The sequence below is a fragment of the Roseicyclus mahoneyensis genome, assembly GCF_003148775.1.
Lineage (GTDB): Bacteria > Pseudomonadota > Alphaproteobacteria > Rhodobacterales > Rhodobacteraceae > Roseicyclus > Roseicyclus mahoneyensis.
The window spans coordinates 1-13,858 of the sequence record NZ_QGGW01000014.1 but is presented as its reverse complement, the minus strand read 5'-3'; the positions used below and the strand labels follow the sequence as shown (position 1 = coordinate 13,858).

The 13,858-nt window shown below is 66.0% G+C and carries 17 protein-coding genes and 1 tRNA gene; 7 read left to right on the top strand and 11 right to left on the bottom strand.

All coding sequences use genetic code 11. The features are described 5' to 3' along the window. The 6 genes from C7455_RS18455 to C7455_RS18430 all read right to left on the bottom strand — a co-directional run bounded on the left by C7455_RS18455 (position 1) and on the right by C7455_RS18430 (position 5,123). Positions 1 to 483: a hypothetical protein gene (locus tag C7455_RS18455; protein ID WP_109670766.1), complete on the bottom strand. Its 483-nt coding sequence runs from the start codon at positions 481 to 483 to the stop codon at positions 1 to 3. Continuing rightward, positions 483 to 1,694, bottom strand: a complete 1,212-nt coding sequence (locus C7455_RS18450; protein ID WP_109670764.1) for an acetyl-CoA C-acetyltransferase — start codon at positions 1,692 to 1,694, stop codon at positions 483 to 485. The genes C7455_RS18455 and C7455_RS18450 overlap by 1 nt, the downstream gene beginning before the upstream one ends. A 13-nt stretch (positions 1,695 to 1,707) precedes the next feature. After that, positions 1,708 to 2,340: a glutathione S-transferase family protein gene (locus C7455_RS18445; protein ID WP_109670762.1), complete on the bottom strand. Its 633-nt coding sequence runs from the start codon at positions 2,338 to 2,340 to the stop codon at positions 1,708 to 1,710. A 301-nt stretch (positions 2,341 to 2,641) separates the two neighbouring features. Then, entirely contained in the window at positions 2,642 to 2,854 is a 213-nt protein-coding gene (locus C7455_RS18440; protein WP_109670848.1) for a hypothetical protein, read from the bottom strand. Positions 2,855 to 2,914: 60 nt separating this feature from the next. Then, positions 2,915 to 4,690 (bottom strand): acyl-CoA dehydrogenase C-terminal domain-containing protein, encoded by a 1,776-nt coding sequence (locus tag C7455_RS18435; RefSeq protein WP_109670760.1) that lies wholly within the window; start codon positions 4,688 to 4,690, stop codon positions 2,915 to 2,917. Positions 4,691 to 4,721: 31 nt separating this feature from the next. Further along, positions 4,722 to 5,123, bottom strand: a complete 402-nt coding sequence (locus C7455_RS18430; protein ID WP_109670847.1) for a MerR family transcriptional regulator — start codon at positions 5,121 to 5,123, stop codon at positions 4,722 to 4,724. Between the two features lie 226 nt (positions 5,124 to 5,349). Here C7455_RS18430 and C7455_RS18425 point away from each other — a divergent pair, with 226 nt between their 5' ends. Continuing rightward, a complete protein-coding gene (locus tag C7455_RS18425) occupies positions 5,350 to 6,105 on the top strand; it encodes a glycosyltransferase family 32 protein (RefSeq protein ID WP_109670759.1) in 756 nt (251 codons plus the stop codon). Between the two features lie 8 nt (positions 6,106 to 6,113). Here C7455_RS18425 and C7455_RS18420 read toward each other — a convergent pair whose 3' ends face one another. Together C7455_RS18420 and C7455_RS18415 are read right to left on the bottom strand one after the other, a co-directional pair. Continuing rightward, positions 6,114 to 6,491, bottom strand: a complete 378-nt coding sequence (locus tag C7455_RS18420; RefSeq protein ID WP_211315519.1) for a hypothetical protein — start codon at positions 6,489 to 6,491, stop codon at positions 6,114 to 6,116. A gap of 113 nt (positions 6,492 to 6,604) precedes the next feature. Next, positions 6,605 to 6,979, bottom strand: coding sequence for a MerR family transcriptional regulator (locus C7455_RS18415; protein WP_109670845.1), 375 nt, complete (start codon positions 6,977 to 6,979; stop codon positions 6,605 to 6,607). A gap of 139 nt (positions 6,980 to 7,118) precedes the next feature. Here C7455_RS18415 and C7455_RS18410 point away from each other — a divergent pair, with 139 nt between their 5' ends. From C7455_RS18410 to C7455_RS18400, 3 genes are read left to right on the top strand one after another with little or no spacing between them, the layout of a single operon-like run. Further along, positions 7,119 to 7,598, top strand: a complete 480-nt coding sequence (locus tag C7455_RS18410; RefSeq protein ID WP_245904426.1) for a PaaI family thioesterase — start codon at positions 7,119 to 7,121, stop codon at positions 7,596 to 7,598. After that, positions 7,595 to 8,104: a PaaI family thioesterase gene (locus C7455_RS18405; protein WP_109670755.1), complete on the top strand. Its 510-nt coding sequence runs from the start codon at positions 7,595 to 7,597 to the stop codon at positions 8,102 to 8,104. Before C7455_RS18410 ends, C7455_RS18405 begins: the two co-directional genes overlap by 4 nt. Beyond that, complete coding sequence (locus tag C7455_RS18400) at positions 8,097 to 9,422, top strand: MATE family efflux transporter (protein WP_109670753.1); 1,326 nt, start codon at positions 8,097 to 8,099, stop codon at positions 9,420 to 9,422. The genes C7455_RS18405 and C7455_RS18400 overlap by 8 nt, the downstream gene beginning before the upstream one ends. An 86-nt stretch (positions 9,423 to 9,508) precedes the next feature. Here C7455_RS18400 and C7455_RS18395 read toward each other — a convergent pair whose 3' ends face one another. Both C7455_RS18395 and C7455_RS18390 read right to left on the bottom strand, forming a co-directional pair. Next, positions 9,509 to 10,561, bottom strand: coding sequence for a quinone-dependent dihydroorotate dehydrogenase (locus C7455_RS18395; RefSeq protein WP_109670751.1), 1,053 nt, complete (start codon positions 10,559 to 10,561; stop codon positions 9,509 to 9,511). 3 nt (positions 10,562 to 10,564) lie between these two features. Beyond that, positions 10,565 to 10,900 (bottom strand): DUF952 domain-containing protein, encoded by a 336-nt coding sequence (locus C7455_RS18390; RefSeq protein ID WP_109670749.1) that lies wholly within the window; start codon positions 10,898 to 10,900, stop codon positions 10,565 to 10,567. A 122-nt stretch (positions 10,901 to 11,022) separates the two neighbouring features. On the opposite strand from C7455_RS18390, the gene C7455_RS18385 reads away from it, so the two are divergent. From C7455_RS18385 to C7455_RS18380, 3 genes are all read left to right on the top strand, one after another. Continuing rightward, on the top strand, positions 11,023 to 12,633 hold the full coding sequence (locus C7455_RS18385; protein ID WP_109670747.1) for a bifunctional metallophosphatase/5'-nucleotidase: 1,611 nt from the start codon (positions 11,023 to 11,025) through the stop codon (positions 12,631 to 12,633). Between the two features lie 164 nt (positions 12,634 to 12,797). Continuing rightward, the gene (locus C7455_RS20255) at positions 12,798 to 12,962 is read left to right on the top strand and encodes a hypothetical protein (RefSeq protein WP_170119142.1); all 165 of its coding nucleotides are present in this window, start codon (positions 12,798 to 12,800) and stop codon (positions 12,960 to 12,962) included. A 23-nt stretch (positions 12,963 to 12,985) separates the two neighbouring features. Then, positions 12,986 to 13,651, top strand: a complete 666-nt coding sequence (locus C7455_RS18380; RefSeq protein WP_109670745.1) for an SOS response-associated peptidase — start codon at positions 12,986 to 12,988, stop codon at positions 13,649 to 13,651. Between the two features lie 14 nt (positions 13,652 to 13,665). Here C7455_RS18380 and C7455_RS18375 read toward each other — a convergent pair. Continuing rightward, positions 13,666 to 13,739: transfer RNA gene (locus C7455_RS18375), tRNA-Gly, on the bottom strand. Between the last annotated feature and the right edge of the window lie 119 nt (positions 13,740 to 13,858).

The following is a 13,858-nucleotide window of genomic DNA, read 5'->3' as shown; positions in this document are numbered from 1 at the left end:
TCAGGCGGTGCGGTGGCCCGTCCGGTCCAGCATGCGCCGCGCCTCGGCCTGCGCTGCGGCGATGTCCGGGCTGAGCAGTTGCAGTTCGGTATTGTCCATGATCGCCTGCAGCCAGATGCCCATCCAGCGGTCGTCGATCCGCATGATCACGGAATGGTTCTCGTAGGGGGGCAGGGTGGCGCCATTGCGCAAGATCACTTCTGTCCGGTGACGACCGGCCACCATGTCGGATTGGCCGGCCACGAAATGCGCCTCGAGACAGGTGCGGCGGTAGTCGACCATGCCGCGCGCCAGCAGTTCGGACCGGAAATCCATCATCACAATGTCGAATTCCTCGACGCTGGCCATCACGATCTCGCTGTCGGTCGTGGACATCATGTTGGGGATGGCGATGTGCTGGCGGATCTTGGTGAAGTCGCCTGCGACGACCGCGGCCGAAACGGCATCAAGGTTGGCTTGGTAGATGCGCTTGGCCTCGGACATCAGAGCCTCTCGATGATGGTTGCGGCCCCCATGCCGCTTGCCACACACAGTGTCGCAAGGCCGGTGCCTTTTCCAGTGCGCTCCAACTCGTCGAGCAATGTGCCGATGATCATCGCCCCTGTTGCCCCCAAGGGATGGCCCATCGCGATGGCGCCACCGTTCACGTTGACCCGGTCGTGATCGACGTCGAAGGCCTGCATGAAACGCAGCACCACGGACGAAAACGCCTCGTTCACCTCGAACAGGTCGATGTCGGCAATCGCCATGCCGCTTTCGCGCAGGATCTTTTCGGTCGCGGGCACCGGGCCGGTCAGCATGATGGTCGGGTCGGTGCCGATCTTGGCCGTGGCGCGGATGCGTGCCCGCGGCGTCAGGCCATGGCGTTGCCCGAACTCCGCATTGCCGATCAACAGCGCCGCCGCACCGTCCACGATGCCCGAAGAATTCCCGGCGTGATGGATATGCTCGATCCGTTCCAGATGGGGGTATTTCATCAGCGCGATCTGGTCGAAGCCGGGCATCATCTCGCCCATCTCCTTGAAGGCGGGCTTGAGGGCGCCAAGGCTCTGCATGTCGGTGCCCGGGCGCATGTATTCATCGCGGTCGAGGATGGTGAGGCCATTGATGTCCCGGACCGGGATGACCGATTTGGCGAACCGCCCCTCCTCCCACGCGAGGGCGGCGCGTTTCTGGCTCTCGACGGCCAGCGCATCGGCATCATCGCGCGAGAAGCCGAATTCGGTGGCAATGATGTCGGCCGAAATGCCCTGCGGCACGAAATAGGTCTCCATCGCGATGGAGGGATCGACGGCGATGGCCGCCCCGTCGCTGCCCATGGCGACACGGCCCATCATCTCGACCCCACCCGCGATATAGGCCGCGCCTGCGCCGCCCCTGACCTGGTTGGCGGCGAGGTTCACCGCCTCCATGCCGCTGGCGCAGAAACGGTTGATCGCAAGGCCGGGAATGCGCTGGTCAAGCTCGGAGGCCAGCACGGCGGTGCGCGCTAGGCAACCGCCCTGTTCCATCACTTGCGTGACATTGCCCCAGATCACATCCTCGACCGCATGACCGCCGAGGTTGTTGCGGTCCTTGAGCGCGTTGAGCGTCACCGCCGACAGCCGCGCCGCCGTCACCTCGTGCAGCGCGCCGTCCTTGCGGCCCTTGCCGCGCGGGGTGCGGATCGCGTCGTAGATGTAGGCTTCGGTCATCGGTCATCTCCGGTCAGGCGGGAAAGGCCCGCGTCATCAGATCATAGGGGTGCATCCAGCCAGGCTTGGCAGCGATGCGGTCGAGCCAGGCCGAGATCGCGGGGTAGTCGCCGCGGTCGAAGGTGAAGGGCTCGGGGTAGTAGAGATACCCTGCGCAGGAGATGTCGGCGCAGCTCAAGCTGTCGCCTGCCAACCAGTCGCGTGTCGCGAGCTCGCCCTCCAGCACCTGCAGCGCAACCTTGAGGCGGCCCGAGAGAAAGCCGATCACCTCTTGCGGGCGCTTGTCCTCGGGCAGGAAATTCATCACGAAACGCAGCGGCTCGGCAACGCCCGAGACCTTCTGATTGTCAAAAATTGTCCAACGCAGGATTTCGCGGCGGGTGGTCCTGGACCCGTCGCCGCACAGCTGTCCCGTCTCGTCCATCACCCAATCCTGGATCACGCCCGATTGCGTCAGGATCAGACCGTCGGCATCCAGCACGGGCACCTCGCCCATCGGGTTGATCGCCCGGAACTCGGGCCCGCGCGCCTCACCGTTGAAGAAATCCACATGACGCGGCGTCCAGTCGACACCGGCAAGGGTCAGCGCGAGAGCCGCCTTGTAGGCGTTACCGGATTCGCCGAAGCAATAAAGTGTGTTGGTCATCGCATCACTCCCGCGACAGTCCCGGTCGAGCCGCTCCGCCGTGCATATTTGTGGAAAGATGAAGGCTCATTACCCTTTGTTAAGGTTAACGAGCCAAGCTGGTCGAGCGGTACAGGCTGGCAAGCCGATGACCGTGAAAGGTGAAGGCACCCTGCCGCGTCGTGCAGCGCCCCTCGGGACCGCGGACCCGTTGGGGAACACTCGGCGGGGCAGGGTGCTGCATCTTGCGGTTCATCTTTCCACAAATATGCAGGCCCTTCGCATCCGCGTCGCGCTCCCGCTGGGGTGATGGAGGCCGCCGTCACCGTTTCCGGTCCTCGAGTTCCGAATTGAACAGCCTCAGGCGCGCGGTCAGCTTTTCCTCGTTGATCACGCTGGCCCAGTTCTCGAACAGGAAGGACAGGAACTCACCGTCGTCCAGCCCCGCCTCCTCGCCGAGTGAACGCAGTTTTCTGTAGCCGTCCTCGCTCATGGCGATGCTTGGGCGGCGCGTAAGCCTCAGGCGCTTGGGCATCTTGGTCCTCCCCTCCGGTTCTGGCGGGCCACGCTTTTGCGGCGTGGCCACTGCCCAAGTCTAGAAGTTCGCGGCGTCGAGGGCCATCACGGGTTCTGCACCGGACTGGATGCGGGCCAGATGCGTCGCCGTCATCGGAAGCTGCCGGGCCATGTAGAAGCGTGCGGTCGCCAGTTTGGTCTGGTGGAACTCGGGGTCTTTCGTGCCCGCCGCCAGCGCGGCGAGCGAGGCTTCGGCCATCCGCGCCCACATCAGGCCAAGGCAGACATGGCCGAAAAGATGCATGAAATCGTAGCTGCCCGAGAGCGCGGCGTTGGGGTCTTTCATGCCTTCTTGCATGAAATACATGCCCGCCGTCTGCAGGTCCTTGGACGCCCGCTTGAGCGGTTCGACGAATTCGCCCATCTCCTCGGTCTCGCCTGCCGTCTTGCAAAAGCCCTTGACCATGTCGAAGAAGGCCAGCACGTGCTTGCCGCCGTCCAGCGCCAGTTTGCGGCCCACGAGGTCGAGCGCCTGCACCCCGTTCGCGCCTTCGTAGATCATGGCGATCCGGGCGTCGCGGGTGTATTGCGACATGCCCCATTCCTCGATGTAGCCATGCCCGCCATAGACCTGCTGGGCCTGCACGGTCATGTCGAAGCCCTTGTCGGTCAGGAAGCCCTTGATGACCGGCGTCATCAGCGAGATGAGCCCGTCGGCATCGCGGTCCCCGTCGCGGTGGGCCGCGTCGATCAAGGTGGAGCCCCAGAGCAGGAAGGCGCGCGCCGCTTCGACAAAGCTTTTTTGTTCCATCAGGTTGCGGCGGATGTCGGGGTGCACGATCAGCGGGTCGGCGGGGCCGTCAGGGTTCTTGGGCCCGGTGATGTCGCGGCCCTGCAGCCGGTCGCGGGAATAGGCGAGCGCGTTCTGGAACGCGATCTCGGCTTGCGCCACGCCTTGCATGCCGACGCCGATCCGGGCCTCGTTCATCATGGTGAACATGGCGCGCATGCCTTTGTGTTCCTCGCCCAAGAGGTAGCCGGTCGCCCCGTCGTAGTTCATCACACAGGTGGCATTGCCGTGAATGCCCATCTTTTCCTCGATCTTGCCGCACGAGACGCCGTTGCGCGGACCGAGGCTGCCGTCCTCGTTGACAAGGAATTTCGGCACGATGAAGAGCGAGACGCCCTTGATCCCCTCGGGGCCGCCGGGGATCTTGGCCAAGACCAGATGGATGATGTTCTCGGCCAGATCATGTTCGCCCGCCGAGATGAAGATCTTCTGCCCCGTCACCTTGTAACTGCCATCGGCCTGCGGCTCGGCCTTGGTGCGCATCAGCCCCAGATCGGTGCCGCAATGGGGCTCGGTCAGGTTCATGGTGCCGGTCCAGTCGCAGGCCACCATCTTGTGCAGATAGGTCGCTTTCTGCTCCTCGGTGCCATGGGCAAGGATGGTCGAGGCCGCGCCATGGGTCAGGCCCTGATACATGGTGAAGGCCTGGTTGGCGGCTGAAAAGAATTCACCCACGGCTGTGCCCAGAACATAGGGCATGCCCTGGCCGCCGAAGTCCTCGGGCATGTCGATGCCGGGCCAGCCGCCCGCCTGCATCTGTGCGAAGGCCGCCTTGAAGCCGGTGGGGGTATAGACCACGCCGTTTTCCAGCCGGCAGCCTTCGGTGTCGCCAACGGGGTTCAGCGGCGCCAGCACCTCGGAGGCGATCTTGCCCGCTTCCTCGAGGATGGCGGCGGTGAAATCGCGGTCGAGATCGGCGTAGCCGGGCGTGGGAGCGTCCGAGACCTTGAGAACATCGTGCAAGATGAACTGCATGTCCTTGGTGGGGGCGGTGTAGCTGGGCATCCTCTGGTCTCCTCCCGGTCGGTCTGGTCTGTTATTCGGCGGCATCCTGAGCGCTGCCGCGGCTGGCCAGCATGTCTTGCACAAGGCTCATCTGGCTGCGCAGGTCGTGGATCGCCACGTCCAGTTCGGCGCGCTGGCGTTCCATGTCGGTCAGTCTGTCGCGCGCGATGTCGATGGTGCGCGACAGCTGTGTCGCCTGCTGGTCGCCGACATAATAGAGGTCGAGCAGCTGGCGGATTTCCTCGAGGCTGAAGCCGAAGCGCTTGCCGCGCAGGATCAGCTTGAGGCGCGCGCGGTCGCGGCGGGTGAACAGGCGTTTCTGCCCGTCGCGGATCGGGAACAGCAGTTCCTTCTGCTCATAGAAGCGCAGGGTCCGTGGCGTCACCTCGAAGGCGTCGCACATCTGGCGGATGGTCATCGTGTCGGCGGTCATGATCGGATCGGTCCTGTCGAACATGCGGTGTCTGGCCGTCCTGATGTGCGAGTCGACCTCATCATTACAAGACAGCATGACGTTGACGTAAACAGGACGTCACGTCACTTTTGCGTTGACGAAACGTCAGGAAAGCTGACGCAGGGGAAGGCGCAATTTTGTGACGCTGCTGAGGGGCATTGGGTCGGGGGCTTGTGGGTGCGGGCGGCATCGGCAAGATGGCGCAATGACAGATGCCCAAAGCCCTCTTCCCGCCGCGCTGCCCCTGAAAGAGGCGTGCCGCATCATCGGTACCCGACAGGCGCCGCGTCCGCCGCGCATCTTGCATCAGTTCTGGGATCGTGACCCGCCGTCCCAGATCAAGACCCTTCTCGACCACTCCGCGAAGGTCTGCCGCGAGGCGGGCGTCGAACACCGGCTTTGGGATGCCGCATCGGGCGCGGCGCTGCTGGCCGACGGCTTTCCCGATATCGTGGCACAGGCCCACAAGTCGGCCCCGCATCCCTCGATGCAGGCCGACATCTTGCGTCTTGCGATCCTGTGGCGCCACGGCGGGGTCTATCTCGATGCGGACATGGCGCTCAGGTCGGGTGCGGGGGCCAACCTGTGGCTGTCCTTCACGGATGCGCTGGTGTTCAAGTGGAACCTGCAAGACCGGCACAATGCGCCGAACTGGTTGATCGGGTTCCGTCCGGGGCATGATCTGGCGCTGACCTGCCTGATGCACACCGCGACCAAGATGGCGGCGGCGGTCTCGGCGGATGCCGAACTGGCCCTGAAGAACGCGCTCGCCTATGGGCCGGGCGCACTGACCGAGGCGGTGGGTGGCTGGATCGCGGCGCGCGGGTCCGAGGGGATTACGGTCCTCGACGCGGATGAGGCCTACAAGATGGTGCAAAACGGCCCCGAACTGCTGAAGGCGCCGCTGCACTACAAGAAGACTGCGCTGCATTGGCTGGTGGCGGGACGCAAGGGGCGCTGAGGGTGGCCTTAGCGTCGGCTGAGCCCCCCTTCGGCGGTCAGATGCCAATTCTGCCCGTCCGGCGTGGTGAAGGCCCATCCGTCGTCTTGCCAATGGTAACCGCCGGAGATCCAGACGACCTGTGAGGCCGTGCGCTGTAGCCGCGTGGGATTTGCAAGGCTGGACAGCGGCACCACTGCGCGCAGCACGCCCGGCGCTTCCATGATTCGCAGGACGGTCAGGTCAGGCGCGGCTCCCGCCAGCAGGTTGCCGCCGGGATTGGACAGCATCACGGCGCGTCCGTCCGGCGCGGGATGAACGGCCCATCCCGGCTGCCAGCCGTCGATCTGCCATGCGGGTCCATCGACGGGGCGGATCGTCACCCTGTTTGCCGCGATGTCAGCCATGACGCTGACACCCTGAAGGTCGTGCCGCCAATCCGTGGGCGCGGGCAGAGGTGAATCCGCCTCCGCCGTGCCGCAGAGGCAGGCAAGGGCAACCAGTGCGACTCCCGCCAGTCTCAGGACCATGACGCTTCGGTCTCGTCGCGCAAGCTGCGCAATTCGGCGATGATCTCGTCCAGTTCCCGGCGCCGCTGGTCCAGTTCAGCCAGTTGCCGGTTGGCGAGTTTCAGCCAGGCCTCGCGCTGCAAGGCGCCTTGCGGGTCGGTGTCGTACATCTCCAGCCATTGGCGGATTTCCTCGAGTGCAAAGCCAAAGCGGCGGCCGCGCAAGATCAGCGTCATCCGCGCCACTTCGCGCGGGCCATAAAACCGCGCGCGGCCTTCGCGCTCGGGGAAGAGTAGCTCAATGTATTCGTAATGGCGCAATGTGCGCGGCGTCACCTCGAATCGCGCGCACATCTCCTTGAAGCTCAGCCGGCTATCCTTGGCCATTGCCGCCCCCTTGCTGTCGTCCGTGTTGCCAGCATAGGCACTCGGCCTTTGCATGCAAAGCGTGGTGCGCTGGGTCTTGCGCCCATTGAACGCACAGGGAAGATTGGTTCGCAGCGCAGCCACGGGCAGGAATGGCGACATGACCGAGACGGAAGGTATGGGCCAGCATCCCGGCGCCGAGGGCGACGGCAAGGTCCGCATCGCACGGCAATTCATTGCGGCCATTCCCTTTTCCGGCGCGCTGGATATGCGGCTGGAGAATATTGGCGATGGGATCGCCGTCATCTCGATGCCGTGGAACGCCGCGCTGGTGGGGGACCCCAAGACGGGCGTAATCCATGGCGGGGCGGTGTCAGCCCTGATGGATACCTGCGGCGGTGCGGCGGTCATGTGCCACCCCGAGGCACTGGCGGGCACGGCGACCATAGACCTCAGGATCGACTACATGCGCGCGGCCACGCCCGGCCAGCGCATCACCGCGCGGGCGCATTGCTACCATGTCACGCGGTCCGTCGCCTTTGTCCGCGCAGAAGCCTGGGACGAGGACCGCGCCCGTCCCGTTGCGGCGGCCACCGGCGCCTTCACCGTCGAACGCCCCGCAGAGCGGCCAAAGCCATGAGCCGCCGCCCGCCCGAACCCGTCGAACTGATCAAGCAGCGCCGCGACCGTGCGCTGGCCGTGCTGGTCGAGGCGGTGCCCTATATCGGCTTTCTCGGCGTCAGCTTCGACCGGCGCGGCGATGAGTTGACGGGCGTCTTGTCCTACGACCCCAAGCTGATCGGCAACCCGCTGCTGCCCGCGCTGCACGGGGGCGCCATCGCGTCTTTCCTCGAGGTGACGGCGATCATGGAACTGTCCTTCACGCTTCTGTGGGATGATGTGGAAACTGGCCGCATCTTGGCCGACAGCCTGAGCCCCGCAACCCTGCCGCGCCTGCCCAAGACGATCGATTTCACCGTGGATTACTTGCGGTCCGGCCTGCCGCGCGACGCCTATGCGCGGGCGCGGGTGAACCGGCAGGGGCGGCGCTACGCCTCGGTCCATGTCGAGGCATGGCAAGACAACCGCCAGCGGCTTTTCGCGCAGGCCACGGGGCATTTCCTGATGCCGTCCCGCGATGACTGAAGCGGCCGCGCCCGCCGTTCGGCTGTCGCATGCCCGCGTGCTGAAGATCGCGCTGCCGGTGGTGATTTCCAACGCCACGATCCCCCTTCTGGGGGTGGTCGACACGGCCGTCGTGGGGCAGTTGGGCGACCCGGCGCCCATCGGGGCGGTGGGGCTAGGCGCGGTGATCCTGACCTCGATGTATTGGGCCTTCGGATTTTTGCGCATGGGGACCGTGGGACTGGCCGCGCAGGCCATCGGCGCGGGCGACCGGGCCGAGGTGGCAGCGCTGTTGACGAGGGTCTTGCTGATCGGGGGCGGGGCGGGGTTGATCCTGATCGCCCTGCGCGCGCCGATCTTCGGTCTGGCGATGTGGCTCTCGCCCGCCAGCGAAGAAGTGGAATCCCTTGTGCGCGCCTATCTGCAGGTCCGCATCTGGTCCGCGCCCGCCGCCATCGCAATCTATGGGATCACCGGCTGGCTTATCGCGCAGGAACGCACTGCCGCCGTGCTGGTGCTGCAACTGTGGCAAAACGGGCTGAACATCGCGCTGTCGATCTGGTTCGTGATCGGCCTCGACATGGGGGTCGAGGGCGTGGCGCTGGGCACCTTTCTTGCGGAATGGAGCGGGCTGATGCTGGGCCTGTGGCTCTGTCGCCGCGCCTTTGGCGTGCCCGCATGGCGCGACTGGGCGCGGATCTTCGACAAGGTCAAGCTCTGGCACATGGCGGCGGTGAACACCGACATCTTGATCCGGTCGGTCCTGTTGCTGCTGGCGTTTTCGTCCTTCCTCTTCATGGGGGCCGATTTCGGCGATGCGACGCTTGCGGCCAATCAGGTGCTGATCCAGTTCGTCTATGTCACCTCCTACGGGATGGACGGCTTCGCCTTCGCTGCCGAGGCGCTGGTGGGCAAGGCGATGGGGGCAAGGGCGCAGGTCGCGCTGCGCCGCGCGGCGATCCTGACCAGCCTTTGGGGGCTTGGCGTCTGCGCGCTGATGGCGGTTCTGCTGGCGCTGGCGGGGGGCGTGTTCATCGACGCGATGACCACGGCCGAGGGCGTGCGGGCCGAGGCGCGCAGCTACTTGCCGTGGATCGTCGTTGCCGTGCTGGCGGGCTGGGCGTCTTGGATGCTGGACGGCATCTTCATCGGCGCGACACGCACGCGCGACATGCGCAACATGATGGCGCTGAGTTTCGCAGGTTATGTCGCGCTGGTGCTGCTGCTCGCGCCTGCCTATGGCAACCACGGGCTCTGGGCGGCGCTGGCGGGGTTCTTTGCGCTTCGCGGCGTCACGCTGGCCGTGCGCTACCCGGCATTGGAACGGGCGGCGGGGTAGGTGGGGGCTCTGCCCCCGTCACGGCCCTAAGGCCGCGCCTCCCCCGGGATATTTTCGAAACAGAGAAGCGGGCGCTGTGCCGTTTTTCAGGTCCAGTCGCCCACACCGCTGCCGGTGATGTCGGACAGGTTGATCACGCCTTCGGCCTGCGCGCGCGTGTCCAGATCCCGCGCGATCCGCCCGGCCAGCGTCAGCCCGCCATAGACAAGCGCGGTGTAGAGCTGCACGGCGCTGGCACCCGCGCGCAGTTTCTCCCAGGCCTGTTCGGCGTTGGAGACGCCGCCCACGCCGATCAGGGGCAAGCGCCCGTCGGTCAGTTGGTAGAGGCGCGCCAGCACCTTGGTCGACCGCTCGAACAGCGGCTGGCCGGACAAGCCACCCGCTTCGCCCCGGTGGCGGCTCGCCAGCCCTTCGCGCGACAAGGTGGTGTTGGTGGCGATGATCCCCGCAAGACCATGGGCCAGCGCCACCTCGGCGATCTCGGCCAGTGCGTCGTTGTCCAGATCGGGGGCGATCTTGAGAAAGACCGGGATGGGCTTTGCCAGCCCCGCCCGCGCCGCCATCACGCCCGCAAGCAGGCTGTCCAGCGCCGCGCGCCCCTGCAGGTCGCGCAGGCGTTCGGTGTTGGGCGAGGAGACGTTGACGGTGGCGAAATCCACATGCGCCCCGCAGCGCGCCAGCACGCGCGCGAAATCGCCGCCGCGGTCCGCGCTGTCCTTGTTGGCGCCGAGGTTGAGGCCCACCGGCACCGCAGACTTGGCTGCGGCCAGCCGGTCGGCGATGGCGTCCATGCCTTGGTTGTTGAAGCCGAAGCGGTTGATCGCGGCAAGATCCTCGGTCAGGCGGAACAGGCGCGGGCGCGCGTTGCCGTCTTGCGCCAGCGGCGTGGCCGCGCCCACCTCGACAAAGCCGAAGCCCGCGCGCGACAGCGGCCCCACTGCCTCGGCGTTCTTGTCAAAGCCTGCCGCAAGGCCGACGGGATTGGGCAGCACCATGCCCGCCAGCCGCGTCTCGAGCCGTGGCGAGGCGACGGGGCCGGGGGCGGGCAAGAGCCCTGTCTTGAGAGCGGCGATGGCCAGCCCGTGCGCCCGCTCGGGCTCCATCCGCTGCATCACCGACAGGCCGAAGCGTTCCCACATGGCTCACAGATCCGCCGGAAAGACATGCACGCCGTCTTGCAGCGGCAGGGGCGCGTGCCAGATCACATCTGCCCGGCGCAGCGGCGCGTAGAGATGCGGGAAGAGCGCGCCCCCGCGCGACGGTTCCCACACCAGCGCCTCTCCCAGCGCCTCTGCGTCGAAGGCGGCCAGCACCAGCCTGTCCTCGCCCGCGAAATGCCGCGCGGCGGTTTCCGCCACCTGATCCGCAGTCGAGAAATGGACAAAACCATCGGCGAGGTCGATCGGCGCGCCGGCGGTTTCGCCTGCGCGCTCAAGTTCGGCCCATTCCGGACTCGTGAGGATCTTGTAGATCTGCATGGGCCTGCATTGGCCCGGGCGCGACCTGCCGTCAAGTGTTACGCAAGCGTCACCAAGCCGCTTTACTTGGGCGCCCGGGGCCGCCACTCTGGCGCCTGTCCAACACTTTCGGGAGAGCAACAATGCTTGCACGCATCCTCGGGTCCACCGCGATCCTCGCCGGCCTGTCATTGGCCGCTCCGGTCACCGCCGAGACCACGCTCCATATCCTGCACATCAACGATTTGCACAGCCGCATCCAGCCGATCACCGGCTCGGGGTCGACCTGCTCGGCCGAAAACGATGCCGCGGGGGAATGTTTTGGCGGTGTGGCCCGCGTGGCGACCGCGATCAACACGCTGCGCGACGAACTGCAGGCCGCGGGCGAGAACGTAATCGTTCTGGATGCTGGCGACCAGTATCAGGGCAGCCTGTTCTTCACCACCTACCGCGGCGCGGCCGAGGCCGAGTTCATGGAGGCCATTGGCTTTGACGCCATGGCGCTGGGCAATCACGAGTTCAATAACGGCCCCGAGGGTCTGTTGCCGCTGCTTGACGGCGTCAGCTTCCCGGTCGTCGCGGGCAATCTCGATGTCAGCGCGGACCCGTCGCTGAACGGGCGTGTCGGCGATACGCTGGTGCTTGACGTAAACGGCATGCAGGTCGGCATCGTGTCGGCGGTGACGCTTGATACGCTCGAAATCTCGTCGCCCGGCCCCGATGTCGTTTTCCAGCCCGAGATCGAGGCGCTGCAGGCCGATGTTGATGCGCTGACCGCGCAGGGCGTCGGCATGATCATCGCGCTGACCCATGTGGGCCTGCCCGACGACATCCGCATCGCCGAGGCCGTGACCGGCATTGACGTGATCGTGGGCGGCCATTCCCACACCTATCTCAGCGCGACCGATCCAGACCGCGACGGACCCTATCCGCTGTGGGTCAACGCGCCCGACGGCGCGATGGTGCCGATCGTGCAGGCCGGGGCCTATTCGCGCTATCTCGGCCACCTGACCGTCACTTTCGACGACGCCGGTGCCGTGATCTTCGCCGATGGCAACACCATGCTGCTCGATGCCAGCGTCGTGCCCGATGAGGCGATTGCCGCCCGCATCACTGAGCTCGGCGGCGAGATCGAGGTCGCCATGGCCGTGCCGGTCGGTGAGACCACGGACCATGTCGAAGGCGACCGCAGCGTGTGTCGCGCGATGGAATGCTCGATGGGTAACCTTGTTGCCGACGCGATGCTGGACCGCGTGCGCGAGCAGGGCATCCAGATTGCCATCGCCAATGGCGGGGGCTTGCGCGCCTCGATCGACGCGGGTGAGGTCACGATGGGCGAGGTGTTCACCGTTCTGCCCTTCCAGAACGCGCTGGCCACCTTCCAGCTGACCGGGGCCGATGTGCTGGCTGCGCTGGAAAATGGCGTCAGCCAGGTCGAGGAGGGCGCGGGCCGCTTCCCGCAGGTCTCGGGTCTGCGCTTCACCTGGACGCCGACGGCTGAACCGGGCGCGCGCGTCGCCTCGGTCGAGGTCGATATGGGCGGCACATGGGAAGCGCTTGATCCGGCGGCGACCTATGGTGTGGTGTCCAACAACTTCATGCGGGCGGGCGGCGACGGCTATGCAGTCTTTGCCGAAAGCGGCATGAATGCCTATGACTTCGGCCCCGGTCTGGAAGAGGTCGTAGCGACCTATCTGGGTCAGAACAGCCCCTACGCCCCCTACACGGACGGGCGCATCGCCACGACGCAGTGAGCGGTCGGTGATGCACGAACCCGGCGCGGGCCTTCCCGCGTCGGGTTTTTTGCTGCCATGCAGCATGTGCAGGGCGGCTTTCCGGCAATGGCGATTGTCCCGAATGGTAGCGCTACCATATCCGGTGCAGGACAAAAGACCTGCACTCGAAAGGAGCTGCACAAATGACAGTCTTCATGACCCGCCTGCGCGAAGCCTTCGCCAAGCGCGCCGCATACCACCAGACCGTGCGCGAAATCTCTCGCCTGCCCCGCGAAATCTCGTGGGATCTTGGCATCTTTCCCGAGGATGCCGAAAAGATCGCCTGGAAACACGTTTACGGGCGCTGAGCGCGCAGGTTAATCTGCACCGCATGTGCGGGCGCATGACCATGACCCATCCGAACGACGCCATGGCGCGTCTGTTCGGTGCCGCGCCCGACAATGACCTGCCGCCGGTGCCTCGCTACAATATATGCCCGACGCAACCTGTCGCGGTGGTGACGGCAGGGCAGGGCCATCGACGGCTCCGCCCGATGCGCTGGGGCTTCGTGCCGCACTGGTACAAGACGCCGACCGATGGCCCGCTGCTGATCAATGCGCGGGCGGAAACCATCGCGGAAAAACCGGCCTTTCGTGCTGCGGTGCGCGAACGCCGCTGCCTGATCCCCGCCACCGGCTTTTACGAATGGACCAAGGACGAGGGCGGCAACCGCCTGCCGTGGTATTTCGTGCCGCGTGATGGCGCGGCGCTTGTCTTTGCGGGCATCTGGCAGGATTGGGGGCAGGGCGAGGCCCGCCTGACCGCCTGCGCCATCGTCACGACATCCGCCTCGGACTGGATGTCGGCGACCCATCACCGCGAGCCGGTGCGGCTGGCGCCCGACGACTGGGCGCGCTGGCTGGGCGAGACCGGCGACAAGGCGGCGCCGCTTATGCGGCCAGCGCCCGAGGGGTATTTCGACCGCTGGCGCGTGGACCCGAGTGTCAATTCCAACCGCGCCGAGGGGGCGGAGCTGACGGTGCCATCGGCGGCCTGATCTGAAGTGACGGTTGGAGCGGGCGGCGGGAATCGAACCCGCGTCTCTTGCTTGGAAGGCAAGGGTCTTACCATTACACAACGCCCGCAGCTCTGCCCGGACTGCTAAAGGTGCCCGCGCGCCGCGTCAAGACGCCGCCGCGCGGTGGCTTGGTCAGGTGAAGATGAAATCATCCGCCGAGAGCTGACTCTCCAACAGGCCCTGCAG

Excerpts from the sequence above, each read along its gene's own strand:
- C7455_RS18455 (WP_109670766.1), bottom strand. The coding sequence starts at position 483 with ATGTCCGAGGCCAAGCGCATCTACCAAGCCAACCTTGATGCCGTTTCG.
- C7455_RS18450 (WP_109670764.1), bottom strand. The coding sequence starts at position 1,694 with ATGACCGAAGCCTACATCTACGACGCGATCCGCACCCCGCGCGGCAAG.
- C7455_RS18445 (WP_109670762.1), bottom strand. The coding sequence starts at position 2,340 with ATGACCAACACACTTTATTGCTTCGGCGAATCCGGTAACGCCTACAAG.
- C7455_RS18440 (WP_109670848.1), bottom strand. The coding sequence starts at position 2,854 with ATGCCCAAGCGCCTGAGGCTTACGCGCCGCCCAAGCATCGCCATGAGC.
- C7455_RS18435 (WP_109670760.1), bottom strand. The coding sequence starts at position 4,690 with ATGCCCAGCTACACCGCCCCCACCAAGGACATGCAGTTCATCTTGCAC.
- C7455_RS18430 (WP_109670847.1), bottom strand. The coding sequence starts at position 5,123 with ATGACCGCCGACACGATGACCATCCGCCAGATGTGCGACGCCTTCGAG.
- C7455_RS18425 (WP_109670759.1), top strand. The coding sequence starts at position 5,350 with ATGACAGATGCCCAAAGCCCTCTTCCCGCCGCGCTGCCCCTGAAAGAG.
- C7455_RS18420 (WP_211315519.1), bottom strand. The coding sequence starts at position 6,491 with ATGGCTGACATCGCGGCAAACAGGGTGACGATCCGCCCCGTCGATGGA.
- C7455_RS18415 (WP_109670845.1), bottom strand. The coding sequence starts at position 6,979 with ATGGCCAAGGATAGCCGGCTGAGCTTCAAGGAGATGTGCGCGCGATTC.
- C7455_RS18410 (WP_245904426.1), top strand. The coding sequence starts at position 7,119 with ATGACCGAGACGGAAGGTATGGGCCAGCATCCCGGCGCCGAGGGCGAC.
- C7455_RS18405 (WP_109670755.1), top strand. The coding sequence starts at position 7,595 with ATGAGCCGCCGCCCGCCCGAACCCGTCGAACTGATCAAGCAGCGCCGC.
- C7455_RS18400 (WP_109670753.1), top strand. The coding sequence starts at position 8,097 with ATGACTGAAGCGGCCGCGCCCGCCGTTCGGCTGTCGCATGCCCGCGTG.
- C7455_RS18395 (WP_109670751.1), bottom strand. The coding sequence starts at position 10,561 with ATGTGGGAACGCTTCGGCCTGTCGGTGATGCAGCGGATGGAGCCCGAG.
- C7455_RS18390 (WP_109670749.1), bottom strand. The coding sequence starts at position 10,900 with ATGCAGATCTACAAGATCCTCACGAGTCCGGAATGGGCCGAACTTGAG.
- C7455_RS18385 (WP_109670747.1), top strand. The coding sequence starts at position 11,023 with ATGCTTGCACGCATCCTCGGGTCCACCGCGATCCTCGCCGGCCTGTCA.
- C7455_RS20255 (WP_170119142.1), top strand. The coding sequence starts at position 12,798 with ATGACAGTCTTCATGACCCGCCTGCGCGAAGCCTTCGCCAAGCGCGCC.
- C7455_RS18380 (WP_109670745.1), top strand. The coding sequence starts at position 12,986 with ATGTGCGGGCGCATGACCATGACCCATCCGAACGACGCCATGGCGCGT.